This window comes from Streptomyces sp. Act143, from assembly GCF_003143935.1.
GTDB lineage: Bacteria > Actinomycetota > Actinomycetes > Streptomycetales > Streptomycetaceae > Streptomyces.
Map to the genome: position 1 here is coordinate 5,816,504 of NZ_QFRX01000001.1, position 19,212 is coordinate 5,835,715.

15 protein-coding genes and 1 pseudogene are annotated in these 19,212 nt (G+C 69.5%); 8 read left to right on the plus strand and 8 right to left on the minus strand.

Going from position 1 to position 19,212, the window contains the following annotated elements:
- The first annotated feature begins 75 nt into the window (after nt 1-75).
- Complete coding sequence (locus DI272_RS26465) at nt 76-3,975, plus strand: DNA-directed RNA polymerase subunit beta' (RefSeq protein WP_109497752.1); 3,900 nt, start codon at nt 76-78, stop codon at nt 3,973-3,975.
- 75 nt (nt 3,976-4,050) lie between these two features.
- On the opposite strand, the gene DI272_RS26470 is transcribed toward DI272_RS26465, so the two are convergent.
- The 6 genes from DI272_RS26470 to DI272_RS26495 all read right to left on the minus strand — a co-directional run bounded on the left by DI272_RS26470 (nt 4,051) and on the right by DI272_RS26495 (nt 11,723).
- Entirely contained in the window at nt 4,051-5,118 is a 1,068-nt protein-coding gene (locus DI272_RS26470) for a M48 family metalloprotease (RefSeq protein ID WP_258314681.1), read from the minus strand.
- 334 nt (nt 5,119-5,452) lie between these two features.
- Nucleotides 5,453-5,965, minus strand: coding sequence for a Pycsar system effector family protein (locus tag DI272_RS26475; RefSeq protein WP_109497754.1), 513 nt, complete (start codon nt 5,963-5,965; stop codon nt 5,453-5,455).
- Nucleotides 5,962-7,806 (minus strand): hypothetical protein, encoded by a 1,845-nt coding sequence (locus tag DI272_RS44245; RefSeq protein WP_146238391.1) that lies wholly within the window; start codon nt 7,804-7,806, stop codon nt 5,962-5,964. The genes DI272_RS26475 and DI272_RS44245 overlap by 4 nt, the downstream gene beginning before the upstream one ends.
- A gap of 3 nt (nt 7,807-7,809) precedes the next feature.
- Entirely contained in the window at nt 7,810-9,918 is a 2,109-nt protein-coding gene (locus tag DI272_RS26485; protein ID WP_109497755.1) for a hypothetical protein, read from the minus strand.
- The gene (locus DI272_RS45515; protein WP_258314682.1) at nt 9,915-10,892 is read right to left on the minus strand and encodes a hypothetical protein; all 978 of its coding nucleotides are present in this window, start codon (nt 10,890-10,892) and stop codon (nt 9,915-9,917) included. Before DI272_RS45515 ends, DI272_RS26485 begins: the two co-directional genes overlap by 4 nt.
- A 123-nt stretch (nt 10,893-11,015) precedes the next feature.
- On the minus strand, nt 11,016-11,723 hold the full coding sequence (locus DI272_RS26495; protein WP_109497756.1) for a Crp/Fnr family transcriptional regulator: 708 nt from the start codon (nt 11,721-11,723) through the stop codon (nt 11,016-11,018).
- Between the two features lie 406 nt (nt 11,724-12,129).
- Between DI272_RS26495 and rpsL the strand changes: the two genes are divergently transcribed.
- From rpsL to tuf, 4 genes are all read left to right on the plus strand, one after another.
- Complete coding sequence (gene rpsL / locus DI272_RS26500) at nt 12,130-12,501, plus strand: 30S ribosomal protein S12 (RefSeq protein WP_003948652.1); 372 nt, start codon at nt 12,130-12,132, stop codon at nt 12,499-12,501.
- A 2-nt stretch (nt 12,502-12,503) separates the two neighbouring features.
- A complete protein-coding gene (gene rpsG / locus DI272_RS26505; RefSeq protein ID WP_009330725.1) occupies nt 12,504-12,974 on the plus strand; it encodes a 30S ribosomal protein S7 in 471 nt (156 codons plus the stop codon).
- Between the two features lie 39 nt (nt 12,975-13,013).
- Nucleotides 13,014-15,140, plus strand: a complete 2,127-nt coding sequence (gene fusA, locus DI272_RS26510; protein ID WP_109497757.1) for an elongation factor G — start codon at nt 13,014-13,016, stop codon at nt 15,138-15,140.
- Nucleotides 15,141-15,311: 171 nt separating this feature from the next.
- Entirely contained in the window at nt 15,312-16,505 is a 1,194-nt protein-coding gene (tuf, locus tag DI272_RS26515) for an elongation factor Tu (RefSeq protein WP_109497758.1), read from the plus strand.
- An 83-nt stretch (nt 16,506-16,588) separates the two neighbouring features.
- Here tuf and DI272_RS26520 read toward each other — a convergent pair whose 3' ends face one another.
- Together DI272_RS26520 and DI272_RS26525 are read right to left on the minus strand one after the other, a co-directional pair.
- Nucleotides 16,589-16,978, minus strand: coding sequence for a phage holin family protein (locus DI272_RS26520; protein WP_181387317.1), 390 nt, complete (start codon nt 16,976-16,978; stop codon nt 16,589-16,591).
- A 45-nt stretch (nt 16,979-17,023) separates the two neighbouring features.
- Nucleotides 17,024-18,061: a hypothetical protein gene (locus DI272_RS26525; RefSeq protein WP_258314683.1), complete on the minus strand. Its 1,038-nt coding sequence runs from the start codon at nt 18,059-18,061 to the stop codon at nt 17,024-17,026.
- A 147-nt stretch (nt 18,062-18,208) separates the two neighbouring features.
- On the opposite strand from DI272_RS26525, the gene DI272_RS26530 reads away from it, so the two are divergent.
- From DI272_RS26530 to DI272_RS26545, 3 genes and pseudogenes are all read left to right on the plus strand, one after another.
- A complete protein-coding gene (locus DI272_RS26530) occupies nt 18,209-18,424 on the plus strand; it encodes a hypothetical protein (protein WP_109497760.1) in 216 nt (71 codons plus the stop codon).
- A 199-nt stretch (nt 18,425-18,623) separates the two neighbouring features.
- On the plus strand, nt 18,624-18,854 hold the full coding sequence (locus DI272_RS26540; protein WP_146238392.1) for a hypothetical protein: 231 nt from the start codon (nt 18,624-18,626) through the stop codon (nt 18,852-18,854).
- A 125-nt stretch (nt 18,855-18,979) separates the two neighbouring features.
- Nucleotides 18,980-19,212, plus strand: a pseudogene (locus DI272_RS26545) (hypothetical protein); the annotation flags it as partial.

Here is a 19,212-nt window from a genome sequence, read left to right on the forward strand (position 1 = left end):
GTTCAGCAGGTCCCCGGCCCCAGGACCCCCGTTTCAGACCCCAAGACTTACAACCCTGAGAGGGATTGACGCATAGTGCTCGACGTCAACTTCTTCGATGAGCTCCGGATCGGTCTGGCCACCGCTGACGACATCCGTCAGTGGAGCCACGGCGAGGTCAAGAAGCCCGAGACCATCAACTACCGCACCCTCAAGCCCGAAAAGGACGGACTCTTCTGCGAGAAGATCTTCGGTCCGACCCGGGACTGGGAGTGCTACTGCGGCAAGTACAAGCGTGTCCGCTTCAAGGGCATCATCTGTGAGCGCTGCGGCGTCGAGGTCACTCGCGCCAAGGTGCGCCGTGAGCGGATGGGCCACATCGAGCTCGCCGCCCCCGTCACGCACATCTGGTACTTCAAGGGCGTTCCGTCGCGGCTGGGCTACCTGCTCGACCTCGCCCCGAAGGACCTGGAGAAGGTCATCTACTTCGCGGCGTACATGATCACGTACGTCGACGAGGAGCGCCGCACCCGCGACCTGCCCTCCCTGGAGGCGCACGTCTCCGTGGAGCGTCAGCAGATCGAGAACCGCCGGGACGCCGACCTGGAGGCCCGCGCCAAGAAGCTGGAAAGCGACCTGGCCGAGCTGGAGGCCGAGGGCGCCAAGGCCGACGTGCGCCGCAAGGTGCGCGAGGGTGCCGAGCGTGAGATGAAGCAGCTGCGCGACCGCGCGCAGCGCGAGATCGACCGCCTCGACGAGGTGTGGACCCGCTTCAAGAACCTCAAGGTCCAGGACCTGGAGGGCGACGAGCTCCTCTACCGCGAGCTGCGTGACCGCTTCGGCACGTACTTCGACGGTTCGATGGGTGCCGCGGCGCTGCAGAAGCGCCTGGAGTCCTTCGACCTCGACGAGGAGGCCGAGAAGCTCCGCGAGATCATCCGTACCGGCAAGGGCCAGAAGAAGACCCGTGCGCTGAAGCGGCTGAAGGTCGTGTCTGCGTTCCTGCAGACCTCCAACAGCCCCAAGGGCATGGTCCTCGACTGCGTCCCGGTCATCCCGCCGGACCTTCGCCCGATGGTGCAGCTGGACGGTGGCCGCTTCGCGACCTCCGACCTGAACGACCTGTACCGCCGTGTGATCAACCGCAACAACCGTCTGAAGAGGCTCCTCGACCTCGGTGCGCCCGAGATCATCGTCAACAACGAGAAGCGCATGCTTCAGGAGGCTGTTGACGCCCTCTTCGACAACGGTCGTCGCGGCCGGCCGGTCACCGGTCCCGGTAACCGCCCGCTGAAGTCCCTCAGCGACATGCTGAAGGGCAAGCAGGGTCGATTCCGTCAGAACCTGCTCGGCAAGCGTGTGGACTACTCCGCGCGTTCCGTGATCGTCGTCGGTCCGCAGCTGAAGCTGCACCAGTGCGGTCTGCCCAAGGCGATGGCGCTGGAGCTCTTCAAGCCGTTCGTGATGAAGCGCCTGGTCGACCTGAACCACGCGCAGAACATCAAGAGCGCCAAGCGCATGGTGGAGCGCGGCCGTACGGTCGTGTACGACGTCCTCGAAGAGGTCATCGCCGAGCACCCGGTGCTGCTGAACCGTGCTCCCACCCTGCACCGCCTCGGCATCCAGGCCTTCGAGCCGCAGCTGGTCGAGGGCAAGGCCATCCAGATCCACCCGCTCGTCTGCACCGCGTTCAACGCGGACTTCGACGGTGACCAGATGGCCGTGCACCTGCCGCTGTCCGCGGAGGCGCAGGCCGAGGCCCGCATCCTGATGCTGTCCTCGAACAACATCCTCAAGCCCGCCGACGGCCGTCCGGTGACGATGCCGACCCAGGACATGGTCCTCGGTCTGTTCTTCCTCACCACCGACGGTGAGCTCCGTGACACCAAGGGCGAGGGCCGCGCGTTCGGCTCCACGGCCGAGGCGATCATGGCGTTCGACGCCGGCGAGCTGGCGCTGCAGTCGCAGGTCGACATCCGCTTCCCGGTGGGCACCATCCCGCCGCGTGGCTGGACGCCGCCGGTGGCCGAGGAGGGCGAGCCGGAGTACCAGACGGGCGACAGCTTCCGGCTGCGTACGACCCTGGGCCGCGCGCTCTTCAACGAGCTGCTGCCCGAGGACTACCCGTTCGTCGACTACTCCGTCGGCAAGAAGCAGCTCTCCGAGATCGTCAACGACCTCGCCGAGCGCTACCCCAAGGTCATCGTGGCGGCGACGCTCGACAACCTGAAGGCGGCCGGCTTCTACTGGGCGACCCGTTCCGGTGTCACCGTCGCCATCTCCGACGTCGTCGTTCCCGAGGCGAAGAAGGAGATCGTCCGCGGCTACGAGGCGCAGGACGAGAAGGTCCAGAAGCAGTACGAGCGCGGTCTGATCACCAAGGAAGAGCGCACTCAGGAGCTCATCGCGATCTGGACCAAGGCGACCAACGAGGTCGCCGAGGCGATGAACGAGAACTTCCCCAAGACGAACCCCATCTTCATGATGGTTGACTCGGGTGCCCGAGGAAACATGATGCAGATGCGGCAGATCGCCGGTATGCGTGGTCTGGTGTCGAACGCCAAGAACGAGACGATCCCGCGTCCGATCAAGGCGTCCTTCCGTGAGGGCCTGTCCGTGCTGGAGTACTTCATCTCCACCCACGGTGCCCGTAAGGGTCTGGCCGACACCGCCCTGCGTACCGCCGACTCGGGTTACCTGACCCGTCGTCTGGTGGACGTCTCGCAGGACGTCATCATCCGCGAGGAGGACTGCGGCACCGAGCGCGGTCTCAAGCTCGCGATCGCGGAGGTCGGCGCGGACGGCGTGCTGCGCAAGGCCGACAACGTCGAGACCAGCGTGTACGCCCGTGCGCTGGCCGAGGACATCACGGTCGACGGCAAGGTGCTGGCCCCGGCCAACACCGACCTCGGCGACGTCCTCATCGACGAGCTGGTCAAGCACGGTGTCTCCGAGGTCAAGACCCGCTCGGTCCTGACCTGTGAGTCCGCCGTCGGCACCTGCGCCATGTGCTACGGCCGCTCCCTGGCCACCGGCAAGCTGGTCGACATCGGTGAGGCGGTCGGCATCATCGCCGCCCAGTCCATCGGTGAGCCCGGTACCCAGCTGACGATGCGTACCTTCCACACCGGTGGTGTGGCCGGTGACGACATCACGCAGGGTCTGCCGCGTGTCGTCGAGCTCTTCGAGGCCCGTACCCCGAAGGGTGTCGCCCCGATCTCCGAGGCGAGCGGTCGCGTTCGCATCGAGGAGACCGAGAAGACCAAGAAGATCGTCATCACGCCGGACGACGGCAGCGACGAGACGGCGTACCCGATCTCGAAGCGTGCCCGTCTCCTGGTCAGCGAGGGCGAGCACGTCGAGGTGGGCCAGAAGCTCACTGTGGGTGCCACCAACCCGCACGACGTGCTGCGCATCCTGGGTCAGCGTGCCGTCCAGGTCCACCTGGTCGGCGAGGTCCAGAAGGTGTACAACTCGCAGGGTGTGTCGATCCACGACAAGCACATCGAGATCATCATCCGGCAGATGCTCCGCCGCGTGACGATCATCGAGTCCGGCGACGCCGAGCTGCTGCCCGGCGAGCTGGTCGAGCGCTCGAAGTTCGAGACCGAGAACCGTCGTGTGGTCCAGGAGGGCGGTCACCCGGCCTCCGGTCGTCCGCAGCTGATGGGTATCACCAAGGCCTCGCTGGCGACGGAATCCTGGCTGTCGGCCGCCTCCTTCCAGGAGACGACCCGAGTCCTGACGGACGCGGCGATCAACGCCAAGTCCGACAGCCTCATCGGCCTCAAGGAGAACGTCATCATCGGTAAGCTCATCCCGGCCGGTACGGGTCTGTCCCGCTACCGCAACATCCGGGTCGAGCCGACCGAGGAGGCGAAGGCCGCGATGTACTCGGCCGTCGGCTACGACGACATCGACTACTCGCCGTTCGGCACCGGCTCCGGCCAGGCCGTTCCGCTGGAGGACTACGACTACGGTCCGTACAACCAGTAGTAGTCGCTAGTTGGTTCTGAAGGGCGGTCACCTCGTCTCGTACGAGGTGACCGCCCTTCGGCGTTTCCGGGTGGCTCAGAGACCGGTGCGCAGGTACGGCTCCAGGGCGCGGATGCGGGTGGGGTTGTCGGGGTGGGTGGACAGCAGCCGGGCGAAGGTGCCGGGCTCCTTGAGGCGGTGGCCCGCCGCCACGATCCGGGCCTTCTCGCGGTCCTCCTCCGCCTGCAGCTGGTACAGCACCTGGGTCATCTGCCCGGCGAAACCGAGCACCGCGGCCTGCTGGTCGGCGCGCAGCTCGGCCTTGCGGCCCATGAAGGCGAGCAGATACGGGGCGAGGACGAGCGGGATCGTGATGTACGGGACCGCCAGGAACCCCCCGACGAGGAACATGCCGATGAACAGCGCGACCAGGATGTAGGCCCGCCAGGACAGCACGCTCGCGATGGCGAGGGCGATCCGCGCCATGAACTTAGTGACGGCCCAGGCGATCCGGCCGGGCAGGGAGTACCAGTAGCCGAGCAGGCCGGCCCAGGCGTGGCCGCCGGTGTGGTGGCCGAGTTCATGGGCGAGCACGGCGGCCAGGTTGCTGCTGGGGATCTCGTTGAGGGCGTACGTCGTGACGCTGACGACGTGTCCGGCGACCGCCGAGGCGTTCAGCTCGGGGCTGTTCTCCACCATCAGCTCATAGGTGTGCGCCTCGATGCCCGCGCGGGCGGTGACCTCACGCCAGATCGGTTCCAGCCGGGCCTGTTCCTGGGCCAGCGGGGCGCGCAGCTTGAGGACGCGGCGGGCGAAGGCCAGCTCGGTGGGGCGGTGGAAGACGAGACCTCCGGTGGCCAGCCAGGCGAGGACGACGATCCAGCCGCCGGTCTCGCCGAACAGGGCGAAGGCGATGGTGCCGACCACGGCCGCGCTCACGAGGAGGCTCGGCACGTGGACCAGGAGGCTGCCTATGGCGGTGGCGTCGGCGCCGCGTTGGTGTGCGGCGACGTGGACTCGGGAGCCGAGGTGACGGTAGTCGAGATCGTCGGGGACCGCGGTCGACTGCGCGGGGATGTGGGGGGTCTGGGCGGCGGTCGGGGGAGTGGGGGTGGCGGGGTACGTGGGCTGGGGTGCGGCGGGATAGGAGGGCGGCGGGGCCATGGGGTACTGGGGGGCGGCGCCGGTGGGGTACTGCGGGGGCGGGGGCGTCGGGTACTGGGGTGGCGCGGCTGCGGGGTACTGAGGGGGTGGGGGCGCCGCGTAGTGGGGTTGCGGGGCCGTCGGGTACTGGGGTTGTGGGGCTGTCGGGTACGGGGGTGGCGGGGGCGCTGCGTGCTGGGGTGATGGTGCCGTCGGGTACTGGGGTGGTGGTTGGGGCGTGGGGTGCTGCCATTCCGGAGTGGCGGCCGGGTCTGGTGGTTGGGACACGGGGCTCCTTCGGTGCGCGTGCGGTGATCTACGTGTGGGTGAGGGGCGTCAGCCCGGGTGGGGGACGTCAGCCCGTCAGCAGCCCCGCGGGGAGCAGCAGCGTGCCTGCGCAGAAGGCGATCAGGCCGGCGCGGATCCACTGGTGTTTGCGGGCGGCGATGAGGCTGGTCTCGGTGAGGGACGCGGTGAGGCCTGCGGCCGGGTCGCGTTCGGTGTCGGCGAGCGCCTCGGCCAACCGGTCTTCGCGTACGGCCTGACGGACGTCGCCGAAGTAGCAGAGCGGCCGGCCCGGGGCCCACTCGCCGGCGCCGTAGCGGGGCAGCACGGCGAGCAGCAGCGCGAACAGCGACAGGGCGAACGCGATGACCCCGGCCCACCACAGGACGGCGCCGGGCACCGAGAGCGACCGGGGGCTCCAGGTCCGCCCCGCCACCAGCCCGCTGAACACGCCCGCGGTCATTCCGAGCGCCGCGACCAGCACGGACGCCTTGCTGTCGGCGCGGGCAATCTCGCCGCGCATGTCGATGAGGAGGCGTTCGGTGACCTGGCGGCCCGGGGGAGCGGTGACGGGCGCGGTCATGAGGGCTCCGTGCCGGTGGCGGGCGGGGCGGAGGGGGCGGAGGGGGCTTCCGGGAGAGCGGGCGGGTGCGGCCCTGGCGCGGGGGGCGTGGCCGGCATGGGGCTGTCTGGGAGGTGCGGTGCGGGGCCGTCTGTGAGGTGCGGTGCGGGGGTGGTGGCGGTCTCGGTGCCGGTGCCGGTGCCGGTGGCGGGATGCGGGGAGGTCGGTGGCCCGGGTATGGGCGTATCGCCGGGGGCGGGAGCCGCACCGGGAGTGCCGGTGGAGACACCCGGGGAGGGCGGGACCCCGAATCCGGAGGGCCGGCCGGGAACGTAGGGCGTCCCGGGCATCGGGCCGGTTGCGGGCGGATACGACCCGCTGGGTACGGGTCCCGGGCCGGTTGCGGGCGGGTACGGCCCGCCTGGCAGGGGTCCCGGGCCGGTTGCGGGCGGATACGACCCACCCGGTGCCGGTCCCGGGCCGACGCCCGGAGCGTAGGGACCGCCGGGCACGGCCACGTTGCCTGGCGGGTAGGGCGCTCCTGGTGCCGGAACGGTTCCCGGTGCGTAAGGCGTGTGGGGCGGGTGAGGTGCGGGGGGCATGTGAGGCGTGCCCGACGCGGGACCTGCTCCCGGTACGTACGGCGTGCCCGGTGCCGGCCCGTATCCCGCTGTTCCCGGCGCAGCCCCCGGTCCCGCCCCGTAGGTCGGCGTTCCCGGCGCAGCCCCCGGGCCCGCCCCGTAGGCCGGCGTTCCCGGCGCAGCCCCCGGCCCCGTCCCGTAGGCCGGCGCTCCCGGTGCGGAGCCTGCTTCCGGCGTGTACGGCGTGCCCGGTGTGGCCGTGTCCCCCGGGTAGGCGGGCCCCGGTGGGGGCGTCTGGGCGGTGGGGAGCTCGCCTCCGGGGGTGCTCGGGGGCTGGGTTCTGCGGTGGAGGAGGTCGTCGACCTCCTGGCGGATCTGTTTCAGGGACTCCGCCTTCTGGTAGTCCTCCAGGTCGTCGCCGCTGATCAACTCCAACTGGGTCTTGATGAAGGCCAGTTGGTCCTGGTGGATGTTGTTGATGACGAGCTTGGTGTCCTCGGGGTGGGCGGCGAGGTGGAGGGCCCAGGCGCCCACCCCGCCGTGCTGGAGCCAGTACTGGTAGAAGTGGATCTTCTCGGCCACCAGTTGCTGCTGCTGCCGCTGTTGCAGCGCCTCCAGCTCGAAGCTCTGCTGCGCCAGCCGCATCCGGTACGCGTGCTCGGGGTCGAGCATGTCCGTCTCGTAGCGCAGCGCCCGCTGCCGGCGCCGGTGGGCGATCGCCTCGTCGTCGAGGCTCAGCCGCAGGACACAGGTGACCGTCAGGCCGATGCCGGCCGCGAACGACCCCACGGACAGCGCCTGTTGCACCGCCGCCTCCGCCGTCGCGCTGTCCTCGATGGAGAAGCCGCGGCTGACCGGGCGGGCGAACTGCTGGAGTTCGCGGGTCAGACGGGTCGGGACGTCCCGCTCGCCGCTGCGGACGAAGGCCTCGGGGTCGTGCACCCGCCAGGTCAGGTCGGCCGTCGCGCCGAAGGAGAACGCGTCGTCGTCGCTGGGCAGCTGGAGTTCGAGGCGGACCGGGTGGCTGCCCATGTCGACCTCGTAGACCGAGGTGTAGCGGCGGGTCGCCGCGTCCGTGCGGCTGGGCCGGTGCGGCGGGACGTAGACGTCGTACGCCCCGCCCGCCGTCGCGAAGACCAGGGCGTGGTCGATCGCGGTGATCTGGCGGCGCGCGGTGTAGTCGAACCGTGAGATGGGCTTCACGGTGAGGACCGGGTCGATCAACGTGCTGTGCCGGTCGGCCTGTTGCTGCCACTCCGGCTGACGGCGGAAGTCCGCCATGGGTCAACTCCTCGGCTGAGCCTGTGCGTTTACAGAGGGATGCAGTACGGCGAGGAGGCGGTCCGCCACCGGGGGGCGGGGTCCGCCGTCCTCCGCTCGCATCGTGCGCAGTTCGTGGTCCAGGCGGTCGCGGTCGGCCGCCGTGATGATCAGGGCGGGCAGCAGGAACTCCAGGGCCCGGGCGGCGTCCGGCCGGCGCTGGGCGACATGCGTCCAGGTGCGCAGGGCGTCCAGGGCCTGCCGGGTGTGGGCGCGGTCGCCGAGGGCTGCGCGCCAGAGGGCGGCGAGGTCGCGGGCCGAGTCGGTCTCGTACATGCCGGTGTCGGCGTACCACTCGACGAGCGCGCCCTCGTCGGCGTTGTCGCAGGCCCGCACGAAACCGGCCAGGGCGAGGGCCCGTACCGAAGGGGTGTCGTGCTGGAGCAGCCGGACCAGCTCGGAGAGCATCTCGCCGCGGCGGGCGCCCACCGACAGCAGCAGGGCCGTCGACTCGATGAGGTTGTCGCTCTCGGCCGGGGTGCTGTCGTCCACCCGGGCGCGGGCGGCGAGCGCGCCCAGTGCCGGGGCCGCGAGGTCCGGGCGGAGCGGGGCGAGCAGGCCCAGGGCGCGGATCGCGGTCCAGCGGCGGGCCCAGTGGCGGTCCGTGCACCACTGGGTGAGCAGCCGCAGCACGACCGGGGCGTGCAGGAGCTGGGCGAGGACCAGGGTGTTCGCCGCCGTGACCCGGGGGCCGAAGGCGCGGGACACCGCCCAGCCGTCGATCAGCAGGGCGACGGCCGACGGGAGGTCCGCGCGGGCGAGGACGGCTGCCGCCGCGGCGGCCCGGGTGCGGACCACCGGGCGGCCGTCCCGGGCCAGCTCGCGCAGCCAGGCGACCAGCGCCGGACGCGCCGACGGATGTCCCGTCCACACCTCCGAGAGCAGCACGTGCGGGGTGTCCTCGCGCGGGAAGTAGGCGGTGAACTGCGGTACCGGCCCCCACTCGGTGCTCTCGTCCCGTATCTCGCCCTCGGCGCCGGCCCGTTCGAGCCGTTCCTCGGCGCTCGGGCCGAACACCGGGATCTCCGGCGGCTGTTCCGGCTCCTGGAGCCGCTGGAAGTGCACGAACAGCTTGTCCGCCAGCTCGGCCGCCAGGACGTACGGGGCCTGGTCGAAGACGGCCAGCGCGATCAGGAACGCCTTGTCCCGCAGATCGGTGCCGGTGTCGCTCAGCCGGTCCCGGCACTGCTTCACCACCGCGGCCTGCCCGAAGTCCGCGAGCCGTGCCGCCGCTTCGGCGCTCCCGTCGTACCCCGCCAGCAGCTCGGCGAACTCGGCGGCCTCGACGGGCCGGTGCGGTCCCCGGGCGAGGAACTCCCGCACCGGGGCGAGGCCGAGCAGCCGGCCCGCGTCGTCACGGTGGCGCAGATGCGCCCGTACGACGTCCTCGGCGTCCGGCGGTTCCCAGGCCAGCGGGGGGACCCCGGGCAGGAACGGCGACCGCTCGACCGTGATGACCAGGTAGCCGTCGGTCTGCTTCAGCCGGTCGACGGCGGCGTAGAGGTGGTTCTCCCGCAGGGGGCGGTTGCGGGTGAGCGGCAGGTCGCGCAGGACGTGGCCGCCGGGCCGGTCGAGCTGGGCGGTCAGGGTCGACGGCGTGGTCTCCGCGGAGAGGGCGTGCACGGCCGGTACGCCGAGACGGTGCAGCAGCATCCGCGCGGCGGCGTACCGGCCGCAGGCGTGGGCGCCGGTGAGGACCAGCACGCGTTCCTCGCGCAGGCGGCGCAGCGCGGTCTCGAAGACGGGGCCGTCGACGAAGACCTCCGCGAGCGCGTCGAGCCGTTCGCGCGGTATCTCCCCGGACGGGGTCAGGGACCCGGCCGACGCGTCGCCGTGGTGGTGGATCTCCGTCTTGCCGCCGAGGAACACGTCCCCGGTGACCTGCCCGCCGGAGACGCCGTGCTGCGCGCCGCCGACCAGGCTGCCGCCGAAGCCGGTTCCCGGGCCGAGGATGAATCCCGGGGTGTGCGCGAACAGCTCGCGCTGCGCGGCCCGCGCTTCCTGGGTGCGTTCCTCCGGCTCACCGGGGGCGGGGGCGGCGGCCGGTACCTCCTCGGGGGCGGGCGCCGTCATGCCGCGTCACCTCCGGTGCCGGTTCCGGACGCGGGCCCGGTTCCGGACGCGGTGCCGGAGCCGGACGCGGTGCCGGTTCCGGACGAGGTCCCGCCGAGGTGCACGTTCCCGGTGACTTGGCCGCCGGAGACGCCGTGCTGGTCGCCGGCGACGAGGCTGCCGCCGAAGGTGGGGGCGCCGCCGGTGAAGTGGAACACCGCGGCCGGGGCCTGCGCCGGTGCGGCGCCGTTTGCCGGGGCGCTCGGGGCGGGTGCCGCGGCCGAGGCCTGCGCCGGTGCCGGGCCGTCGGCCGGGGTGCCCGGCGCGGGCGTGGGCGAGGCCTGCCCCGGTGCCGGGCCGTCCCCCGAGGCACCCGGCACCGGGGCTCCCCCGCCCCCGTTTCCACTGTGGTCGTCGGGCCGCGCGGGCACCGGCCCGTGCAGCCAGGCCTTCAGGGGGCCGTTCTTGCTGTCCACGGTCACGGCGTGGAACGCGTCCGCCGGGATGCCGAGGTGGTCGTGGCGCACGATCCCCGCGTGCACGGACTCCGAGACGCACAGGGCGAAGCCGTCGCTGCGTGCGCGCAGCGCGCCGCGCAGCAGGGCCGCGTCCAGCAGCCGGCACGCGTGGTTGAGGTCGGAGCCGACCCAGCCGCCGTGCTCGTCGACGGCGACGTACCCGGCGGCGACCACCCCGCGCAGCCGGATCTGCGCCGACTTCGACGCCATGCGGTTGATGGAGCGCAGCTGCGCCGGGACCTCGGTGAGCAGGGCCCGCAGCAGCGCGGTCACGGACGCGTTCGCGTCGATCAGCTCCATCACCGCGTCACCCCGGTCGGCGCGCAGCCGCAGGGTCTCGTCGATGCCGGCGTTCTCCAGGGCGCGGTCGGTGATGTCGTAGAGCATCCGCCGCAGGTAGGCCTGCTCCACGTCGTCCCGGTCGCTGAACTTCTCGATGTCCAGGAGGAGGATCGTGCGGCTGACGGGGTCGGTCATGGTGGCCTTTCCGGTCGGGCTTGTGGCGAGAAGAGTGGCCCTCGGGGCGGGGTGGGCGAGAGGGCGGATGACGCACTGGAACTGTGACCGTGTGCACAGAGGGCGCAGCCGGCGTCGTACGCCTCAGGGCTCGGCGCGGGCGATGCGGCGCAGCACGTCCATCCGCACGATCCGCAGCGTCCGGCGGCCCGTGACCACCACGCCCCGGTCCCGCAGGTCCTTCAGCAGCCGCTGGACCATCTCGCGGGAGGCGCCCACCGAACCGGCCAGTTCCTGCTTGCTGAGCGGGACGAGGAGCTCGACGCCGGTCTCGGTGTAGCGGGCGTTCGTGTGGGCCAGCTCCAGCAGGAGGGCGGCGAGGCGCTCGCGCACGTGCATGGAGGCGAACTCGATGCGGCGCTGGTCGGCGGCGCGCATCCGGTCGGAGGTGAGGCCGAGCAGGACGTACGAGACGGCCGGGGAGTCGGCGAGGAACACCGTGAACCGGTCCCGGTCGACCGCGACCGCGCGCACCGGTTCCAGCGCCGTCACCGTCGCCGAGCGGGGCCGCCCGGTCAGCGCCGCCGACTCGCCGACGATGTCGCCGGGGCCGCGCAGGGCGAGGAGCGCCTCGTAGCCGTTGACGGCGGCGGCGGTCACCTTGGTCCAGCCGTGGGTGACGAAGAGGACGTAGGAGGAGGGTTCGTGCTGGTGGAGCAGCACGTCACGGGTGCGGAAGCGCAGCTCGCGGCCGAGCGCCAGCAGGGCCTCGCGGTCCTCCCGCTCCAGCCGGGCCAGAAAGGGCACCCGGTCGTCGAGACCGGTCTCCCCGGGTAATCCGTCCGCGGTCATGTACAGTCCCCCGTCTCCAGGACGCCGCGTTCGTCACGCTGCGCAGCGACCCATCAACGTACTGAACCCGGCTGCACCCTGAACACAGTTCAGCGACATTCACAGATGTGGACGGGAAGAAGATCGTCGGGAGGTGCGCGGAACGGGGATAATTCCGGCGCGTCGCACCCCGTCTCATTTGTTTTGACCGAAGTCCATGAGGTAGGTACGCTCAGACCTTGTGCCTGGGGTGTGCCCTGGCTCTCGTGCGTGTCCTCAACCGCATCGCGAGCCGCGACACGGCCGCCGTAATCTGCGCCCTTTTCGCTTCGCGGCGAGAGTCTGCCGGATTCGACACACCCGACCGCGTGGGTCGGCGACGTTCCAGGTTAGCTGTACCCATCGGCACACAGAAACCGGAGAAGTAGTGCCTACGATCCAGCAGCTGGTCCGTAAGGGCCGGCAGGACAAGGTCGAGAAGAACAAGACGCCCGCACTCGAGGGTTCCCCTCAGCGTCGTGGCGTCTGCACGCGTGTGTTCACGACCACCCCGAAGAAGCCGAACTCGGCCCTGCGTAAGGTCGCGCGTGTGCGTCTGACCAGCGGGATCGAGGTCACCGCTTACATTCCGGGTGAGGGACACAACCTGCAGGAGCACTCCATCGTGCTCGTGCGCGGCGGCCGTGTGAAGGACCTGCCGGGTGTTCGCTACAAGATCATCCGTGGCTCCCTCGACACCCAGGGTGTCAAGAACCGCAAGCAGGCCCGTTCCCGCTACGGCGCCAAGAAGGAGAAGTAAGAATGCCTCGTAAGGGCCCCGCCCCGAAGCGCCCGGTCATCATCGACCCGGTCTACGGTTCTCCTCTGGTCACGTCGCTCATCAACAAGGTGCTGCTGAACGGCAAGCGCTCCACCGCCGAGCGCATCGTCTACGGCGCCATGGAGGGCCTGCGTGACAAGACGGGCAACGACCCGGTCATCACGCTGAAGCGCGCTCTCGAGAACATCAAGCCGACCCTCGAGGTCAAGTCCCGCCGTGTCGGTGGCGCCACCTACCAGGTGCCGGTCGAGGTCAAGCCCGGCCGTGCCAACACCCTGGCGCTGCGCTGGCTGGTCGGTTACTCCCGCGCCCGTCGCGAGAAGACCATGACCGAGCGTCTGCTCAACGAGCTTCTCGACGCCTCGAACGGCCTTGGTGCGGCCGTCAAGAAGCGCGAGGACACGCACAAGATGGCCGAGTCCAACAAGGCCTTCGCGCACTACCGCTGGTAGTCGCAGACCCCATCGAGACCGAGAGAAGACTGAAGCCTTATGGCTACCACTTCGCTTGACCTGGCCAGGGTCCGCAACATCGGGATCATGGCCCACATCGACGCGGGCAAGACGACCACCACCGAGCGGATCCTGTTCTACACCGGCGTTTCGTACAAGATCGGTGAGGTCCACGACGGCGCTGCCACCATGGACTGGATGGAGCAGGAGCAGGAGCGTGGCATCACGATCACCTCTGCTGCCACCACCTGCCACTGGCCGCTCGAGGGCGTCGACCACACCATCAACATCATCGACACGCCGGGTCACGTCGACTTCACCGTCGAGGTGGAGCGTTCGCTCCGCGTCCTCGACGGCGCCGTGACGGTGTTCGACGGCGTTGCCGGTGTGGAGCCCCAGTCCGAGACGGTGTGGCGTCAGGCCGACCGTTACGGCGTGCCCCGCATCTGCTTCGTCAACAAGCTGGACCGTACCGGCGCCGAGTTCCACCGCTGCGTGGACATGATCTCGGACCGCCTGGGCGCCCAGCCGCTCGTCATGCAGCTCCCGATCGGCGCCGAGGCCGACTTCAAGGGCGTCGTCGACCTCGTGACGATGAAGGCCCTGGTCTGGTCCGCCGAGGCGGCCAAGGGCGAGATGTACGACGTCGTCGACATCCCGGCCACGCACACCGAGGCTGCCGAGGAGTACCGCGGCAAGCTCATCGAGGCTGTCGCCGAGAACGACGAAGAGATCATGGAGCTGTACCTGGAGGGCGAGGAGCCTTCCGTGGAGCAGCTGTACGCCGCGATCCGTCGCATCACCATCGCGTCCGGCAAGTCCAAGGACACCACGGTCACCCCGGTGTTCTGTGGCACCGCGTTCAAGAACAAGGGCGTCCAGCCCCTGCTCGACGCGGTCGTGCGTTACCTGCCGACCCCGCTTGACGTCGAGGCCATCGAGGGCCACGACGTGAAGGACCCCGAGGTCGTCATCAAGCGCAAGCCGTCCGACGAGGAGCCCCTCTCGGCGCTGGCGTTCAAGATCATGAGCGACCCGCACCTCGGCAAGCTCACCTTCGTCCGGATCTACTCCGGTCGCCTGGAGTCCGGCACCGCCGTGCTGAACTCCGTCAAGGGCAAGAAGGAGCGCATCGGCAAGATCTACCGCATGCACGCGAACAAGCGTGAGGAGATCGAGTCGGTGGGCGCCGGCGACATCGTCGCCGTCATGGGCCTGAAGCAGACCACCACCGGTGAGACGCTGTCCGACGACAAGCAGCCGGTGATCCTGGAGTCCATGGACTTCCCGGCGCCGGTCATCCAGGTCGCCATCGAGCCCAAGTCGAAGGGCGACCAGGAGAAGCTGGGCGTCGCGATCCAGCGCCTGGCCGAGGAGGACCCGTCGTTCCAGGTCCACTCGGACGAGGAGACGGGCCAGACCATCATCGGTGGTATGGGCGAGCTGCACCTTGAGGTGCTGGTCGACCGTATGCGCCGTGAGTTCAAGGTCGAGGCCAACGTCGGCAAGCCGCAGGTCGCCTACCGCGAGACGATCCGCAAGGCCGTCGAGCGCGTCGACTACACGCACAAGAAGCAGACCGGTGGTACCGGTCAGTTCGCCAAGGTGCAGATCGCGATCGAGCCGATCGAGGGCGGCGACGCCTCGTACGAGTTCGTGAACAAGGTGACCGGTGGCCGTATCCCGAAGGAGTACATCCCTTCGGTGGACGCCGGTGCGCAGGAGGCCATGCAGTTCGGCATCCTCGCCGGGTACGAGATGACGGGCGTCCGCGTCACGCTTCTCGACGGTGCCTACCACGAGGTCGACTCCTCCGAGCTCGCGTTCAAGATCGCCGGTTCGCAGGCCTTCAAGGAGGCCGCGCGCAAGGCGTCCCCCGTGCTCCTTGAGCCGATGATGGCCGTCGAGGTCACCACGCCCGAGGACTACATGGGTGAGGTCATCGGCGACATCAACTCCCGCCGTGGCCAGATCCAGGCCATGGAGGAGCGGGCCGGTGCCCGCGTCGTGAAGGGCCTCGTGCCCCTCTCGGAGATGTTCGGTTACGTCGGCGACCTGCGCAGCAAGACGTCCGGCCGTGCGAGCTACTCCATGCAGTTCGACTCCTACGCCGAGGTTCCGCGGAACGTCGCCGAGGAGATCATCGCGAAGGCCAAGGGCGAGTAACGCACCTGCGTTTAACGCACTGCGTTCACACGCCTTAGGCTTGACCCCGGAGCCTCACGGGTCGTTCCTCCACAATCGTGGCGGAATGGCCCGGGGCCCGGGATTTGACAGCAAAGATCACCTGGCGCCGATGAAGTAAGGCGTACCAGAACCACTCCCAGGAGGACCCCAGTGGCGAAGGCGAAGTTCGAGCGGACTAAGCCGCACGTCAACATCGGCACCATCGGTCACATCGACCACGGTAAGACGACCCTCACGGCCGCCATTACCAAGGTGCTGCACGACGCGTTCCCGGACCTGAACGAGGCCTCGGCGTTCGACCAGATCGACAAGGCTCCCGAGGAGCGCCAGCGCGGTATCACCATCTCCATCGCGCACGTCGAGTACCAGACGGAGACCCGTCACTACGCCCACGTCGACTGCCCCGGTCACGCGGACTACATCAAGAACATGATCACGGGTGCGGCGCAGATGGACGGCGCCATCCTCGTGGTCGCCGCCACCGACGGCCCGATGCCGCAGACCAAGGAGCACGTGCTCCTGGCCCGCCAGGTCGGCGTTCCGTACATCGTCGTCGCCCTGAACAAGGCCGACATGGTGGACGACGAGGAGATCCTGGAGCTCGTCGAGCTCGAGGTCCGTGAGCTCCTCTCCGAGTACGAGTTCCCGGGCGACGACCTGCCGGTCGTCAAGGTTTCCGCTCTGAAGGCCCTTGAGGGCGACAAGGAGTGGGGCCAGACCGTCCTCGACCTGATGAAGGCCGTCGACGAGTCGATCCCGGAGCCCGAGCGCGACGTCGACAAGCCGTTCCTGATGCCGATCGAGGACGTCTTCACGATCACCGGTCGTGGCACCGTCGTCACCGGTCGTATCGAGCGTGGTGTCCTGAAGGTCAACGAGACCGTTGACATCATCGGCATCAAGCAGGAGAAGACCACCACCACGGTCACCGGCATCGAGATGTTCCGCAAGCTGCTCGACGAGGGCCAGGCCGGTGAGAACGTCGGTCTGCTGCTCCGCGGCATCAAGCGCGAGGACGTCGAGCGCGGCCAGGTCATCATCAAGCCCGGTTCGGTCACCCCGCACACCGAGTTCGAGGCCCAGGCCTACATCCTGTCCAAGGACGAGGGTGGCCGCCACACGCCGTTCTTCAACAACTACCGTCCGCAGTTCTACTTCCGCACGACGGACGTGACCGGCGTCGTGACCCTCCCCGAGGGCACCGAGATGGTCATGCCGGGTGACAACACCGAGATGAAGGTGGAGCTCATCCAGCCCGTCGCCATGGAAGAGGGCCTGAAGTTCGCCATCCGTGAGGGTGGCCGGACCGTGGGCGCCGGCCAGGTCACCAAGATCAACAAGTAAGTCTTGTTGGCTTGAACGCCTGGTAGCTCATTGAGCTCCTGAAGGGGCCCGTACGACTTCGGTCGTGCGGGCCCTTTCGCGTTTTACGCGGCTTCGGCTTCGGGTGTCGGCTGCGGGCCGATGGCCATGAGGGTGAGGACGGTGAGCCTTACGACGACGCCGCCGAGCAGCGCGGCGAGGAAACCGTCGACGTCCAGCCCGGAGTCCATCTGCGCGCTGATCCAGGAGACGAGCAGCCAGATGAGGGTGTCCTGGACGATGCCGATCGCGCCGAGGATGAGCAGCATGACCGGGGGAGCGGTGCGGATGCTGCTGGGATAGCTGGAGATCAGCTGGTTCACGATGAGGAAGACCAGGCCGGGCAGCAGCGCCGCCCAGGCCACGTTGTCGTCGATCGGGCGTATGCCGGGGAGCAGGACGGTGGCGAGCACCGCGCCGAGGTAGGCGCCGAGGGCGCGTCTTCGTTTGTACATGGGCGTGATCATGAAGGTGATCCGGCGGCCTGGGCAAGATGCGCGTTACTGCATGTTCTGCACATGTGGGTGGTGGTACGAGGCCGTACAGACGTAGATCTGCATGCAGTACCCGCGGCCGAAGCTGAGCCGGGTCTCGCAGGCGGGTCCGTCGACGTGGTGGCCGGTGTAGCCGGCGTCCTCGACCGGGCGCCAGCTGCCGCTGCCGCCGTCCCATTCGTTGCCGTCGAGGGTGAGCAGGGGCTTCACGGGCGCACCGCACTCGGCGCAGGCCATGGGGAACGGGTCGCTGAAGCTCCAGGGGGCGTGGCCGGCGGCCTTGGTGCCGGGGGCGACGGAGAGGTCGTACTGGTAGTGGAAGCCGGTCTGGTCCTCCCAGGCGTGGATGCGGTCGGCGAGGGAGGCGGGGAGTTCGTGCGGGGCCGGGTATTCGGTCACGGTCTCCGGGTGCAGGAGGCAGGGCTCGGGGAGATATTCGTCGTTGCCGATCACTGCGGGGCGTGGGGTGGGGGTGAGAGGGTCGGTCACGTCGGCGGTGGTGCGCCAGCGGAGTTCGGCCGCGGGGAGGTAGTCCTCGTCGTGGTCGAACGGGCACCAGAGGAGCTGGAGCAGATCGGTGCCGGGCGGGCGGGGGAGGTCCGGGGCGTCGGCGGCGTACAGCTGGAGCACCGGGATCAGCGGGAGCGGGCCGTCCTGGGGGATGCGGGTGGCTTCGCCGATGCGGTCGAGGGTGGTGCGTTCGTCGGGGGTGAGCAGGTCCTCGTCCGGTGTACGGGGGCGGCTCCAGGCCTCGCGGAGGATGCGGCGCTCCTGGTGGATGTCCTCGGGGGCGCGGCCGAGATGCCAGGGGCCGGTGTGGTCCGGGCAGGTGGGCCAGGGTTCCTGGGCCGGCCAGAGGAGGGGGCCGCCGAGGGAGCTGTCGGTGGGGGTGGGGGCGCCGGATCGGGGGTGGAGGCGGATGGTCGTGCGGGCGAGGGGGGTGAGCTCGGGGAAGGGGGTGGTGATGTCTGTGGGGCGGGGTGGGGTGGTGCGGGGTGTAGTGGGGCTGGATGGGGTGGTGCGGGGTGGAGTGGGGCGGGTCATGGGGTGAGGTTATGGGGTGAACGGCGGGGGTGAGCAGGGGAGTTGGGCGGTCTCGCCGGGTCGAGTCGAGCCCTAGTGGGGGTGCGTACCGTATTTGTCGCCCATTGCTCGGGCTCAGCGGACTTCGTCGACGGAGGGACTCGCCCGATGATGCTGACGGTCGATGTGGCGGTGCTGCTGGCCGTCATCCTCGTCCTGCGGTTGCGGCGGACGGTGCATGCCAGGAGCCGGTCCGATCAGAGCGTGACCGTGGCGCTCGCGCTGGTGTTCGGGGTGCTGATCGCGCCGACGGCGTTCGGACGGGAGGTCCTGGATGTGGTGGGGCAGGTGGTGGAAGGGGTTTCGGGGGTCGGGGGGCCTTGAGGGGGCGAGGCTGATCGGTTCAGGTCACTGGATGTGCTGCTGGTGCGGGTGGTCGTACGACGTCGTACAAACGTAGAGCTGGAGGGCGCGGTCGCGGCCGATGTTGAGGTGGGTGGGGCGGGCTGATGCGGTGCCGTCGCCCGGCCACCAGCTTCTGCTGCCGCCGTCGCATTCGTAGCCGTCGATGGTGAGCAGGGGTTTGACGGGTGCACCGCACTCCGGGCAGGCCATGGGGAACGCCGACGCACTCACGACCGCCTGCGACCTCGCCGACGCGACGGGCGGCGTCGTACCGGCGCACGTGTACAGGACATGGCGGGTCGCCCATCTACCGGGCATTCTGCGTCCGCAGTCGGACGCTCCTGAGTACGGCAAGGCGGGGTTCCGGGCGTACGACGAGGAGTTGGAAGCGCTGCTCGCCGACGACTGACATCCATCTGAACCTGCCGAACCGATGACCCAGTGATCGACTGACCTTTTCGCCGAACGGCTGTTCCAGGTAAGTTCGCGTGTGCATACGGCTGTTGACGATGCGTGCGTGACGGGGGTTGCGGTATGGCGGGGCATCGGCCCACGGACTGGCATGTCCTGGATCTGGAGAAGGACCCGACGCCGGGGGATCCGGACCGGATCAAGCTGCTGGCCAAGACGCTGCACGATTTCGCCGACGATGTCTCCGACGCGCTGCGCCTGGTCAATGGCATGGCGGGTGAGGACACCCTGCTGGAGTGGGCGGGCAAGTCGGCGGAGGTCTTCAAGGACGAGTTCGGGGATGTCCCGAAGAACCT

Coding starts and splice junctions, on each gene's coding strand:
- DI272_RS26520 (WP_181387317.1), bottom strand. CDS start 16,978: ATGTACAAACGAAGACGCGCCCTCGGCGCCTACCTCGGCGCGGTGCTC.
- DI272_RS26495 (WP_109497756.1), bottom strand. CDS start 11,723: ATGACCGCGGACGGATTACCCGGGGAGACCGGTCTCGACGACCGGGTG.
- DI272_RS26475 (WP_109497754.1), bottom strand. CDS start 5,965: ATGACCGCGCCCGTCACCGCTCCCCCGGGCCGCCAGGTCACCGAACGC.
- DI272_RS26485 (WP_109497755.1), bottom strand. CDS start 9,918: ATGACGGCGCCCGCCCCCGAGGAGGTACCGGCCGCCGCCCCCGCCCCC.
- DI272_RS26525 (WP_258314683.1), bottom strand. CDS start 18,061: ATGACCCGCCCCACTCCACCCCGCACCACCCCATCCAGCCCCACTACA.
- fusA (WP_109497757.1), top strand. CDS start 13,014: ATGGCTACCACTTCGCTTGACCTGGCCAGGGTCCGCAACATCGGGATC.
- DI272_RS26530 (WP_109497760.1), top strand. CDS start 18,209: ATGATGCTGACGGTCGATGTGGCGGTGCTGCTGGCCGTCATCCTCGTC.
- DI272_RS45515 (WP_258314682.1), bottom strand. CDS start 10,892: ATGACCGACCCCGTCAGCCGCACGATCCTCCTCCTGGACATCGAGAAG.
- DI272_RS44245 (WP_146238391.1), bottom strand. CDS start 7,806: ATGGCGGACTTCCGCCGTCAGCCGGAGTGGCAGCAACAGGCCGACCGG.
- rpsG (WP_009330725.1), top strand. CDS start 12,504: ATGCCTCGTAAGGGCCCCGCCCCGAAGCGCCCGGTCATCATCGACCCG.
- DI272_RS26470 (WP_258314681.1), bottom strand. CDS start 5,118: ATGGCCCCGCCGCCCTCCTATCCCGCCGCACCCCAGCCCACGTACCCC.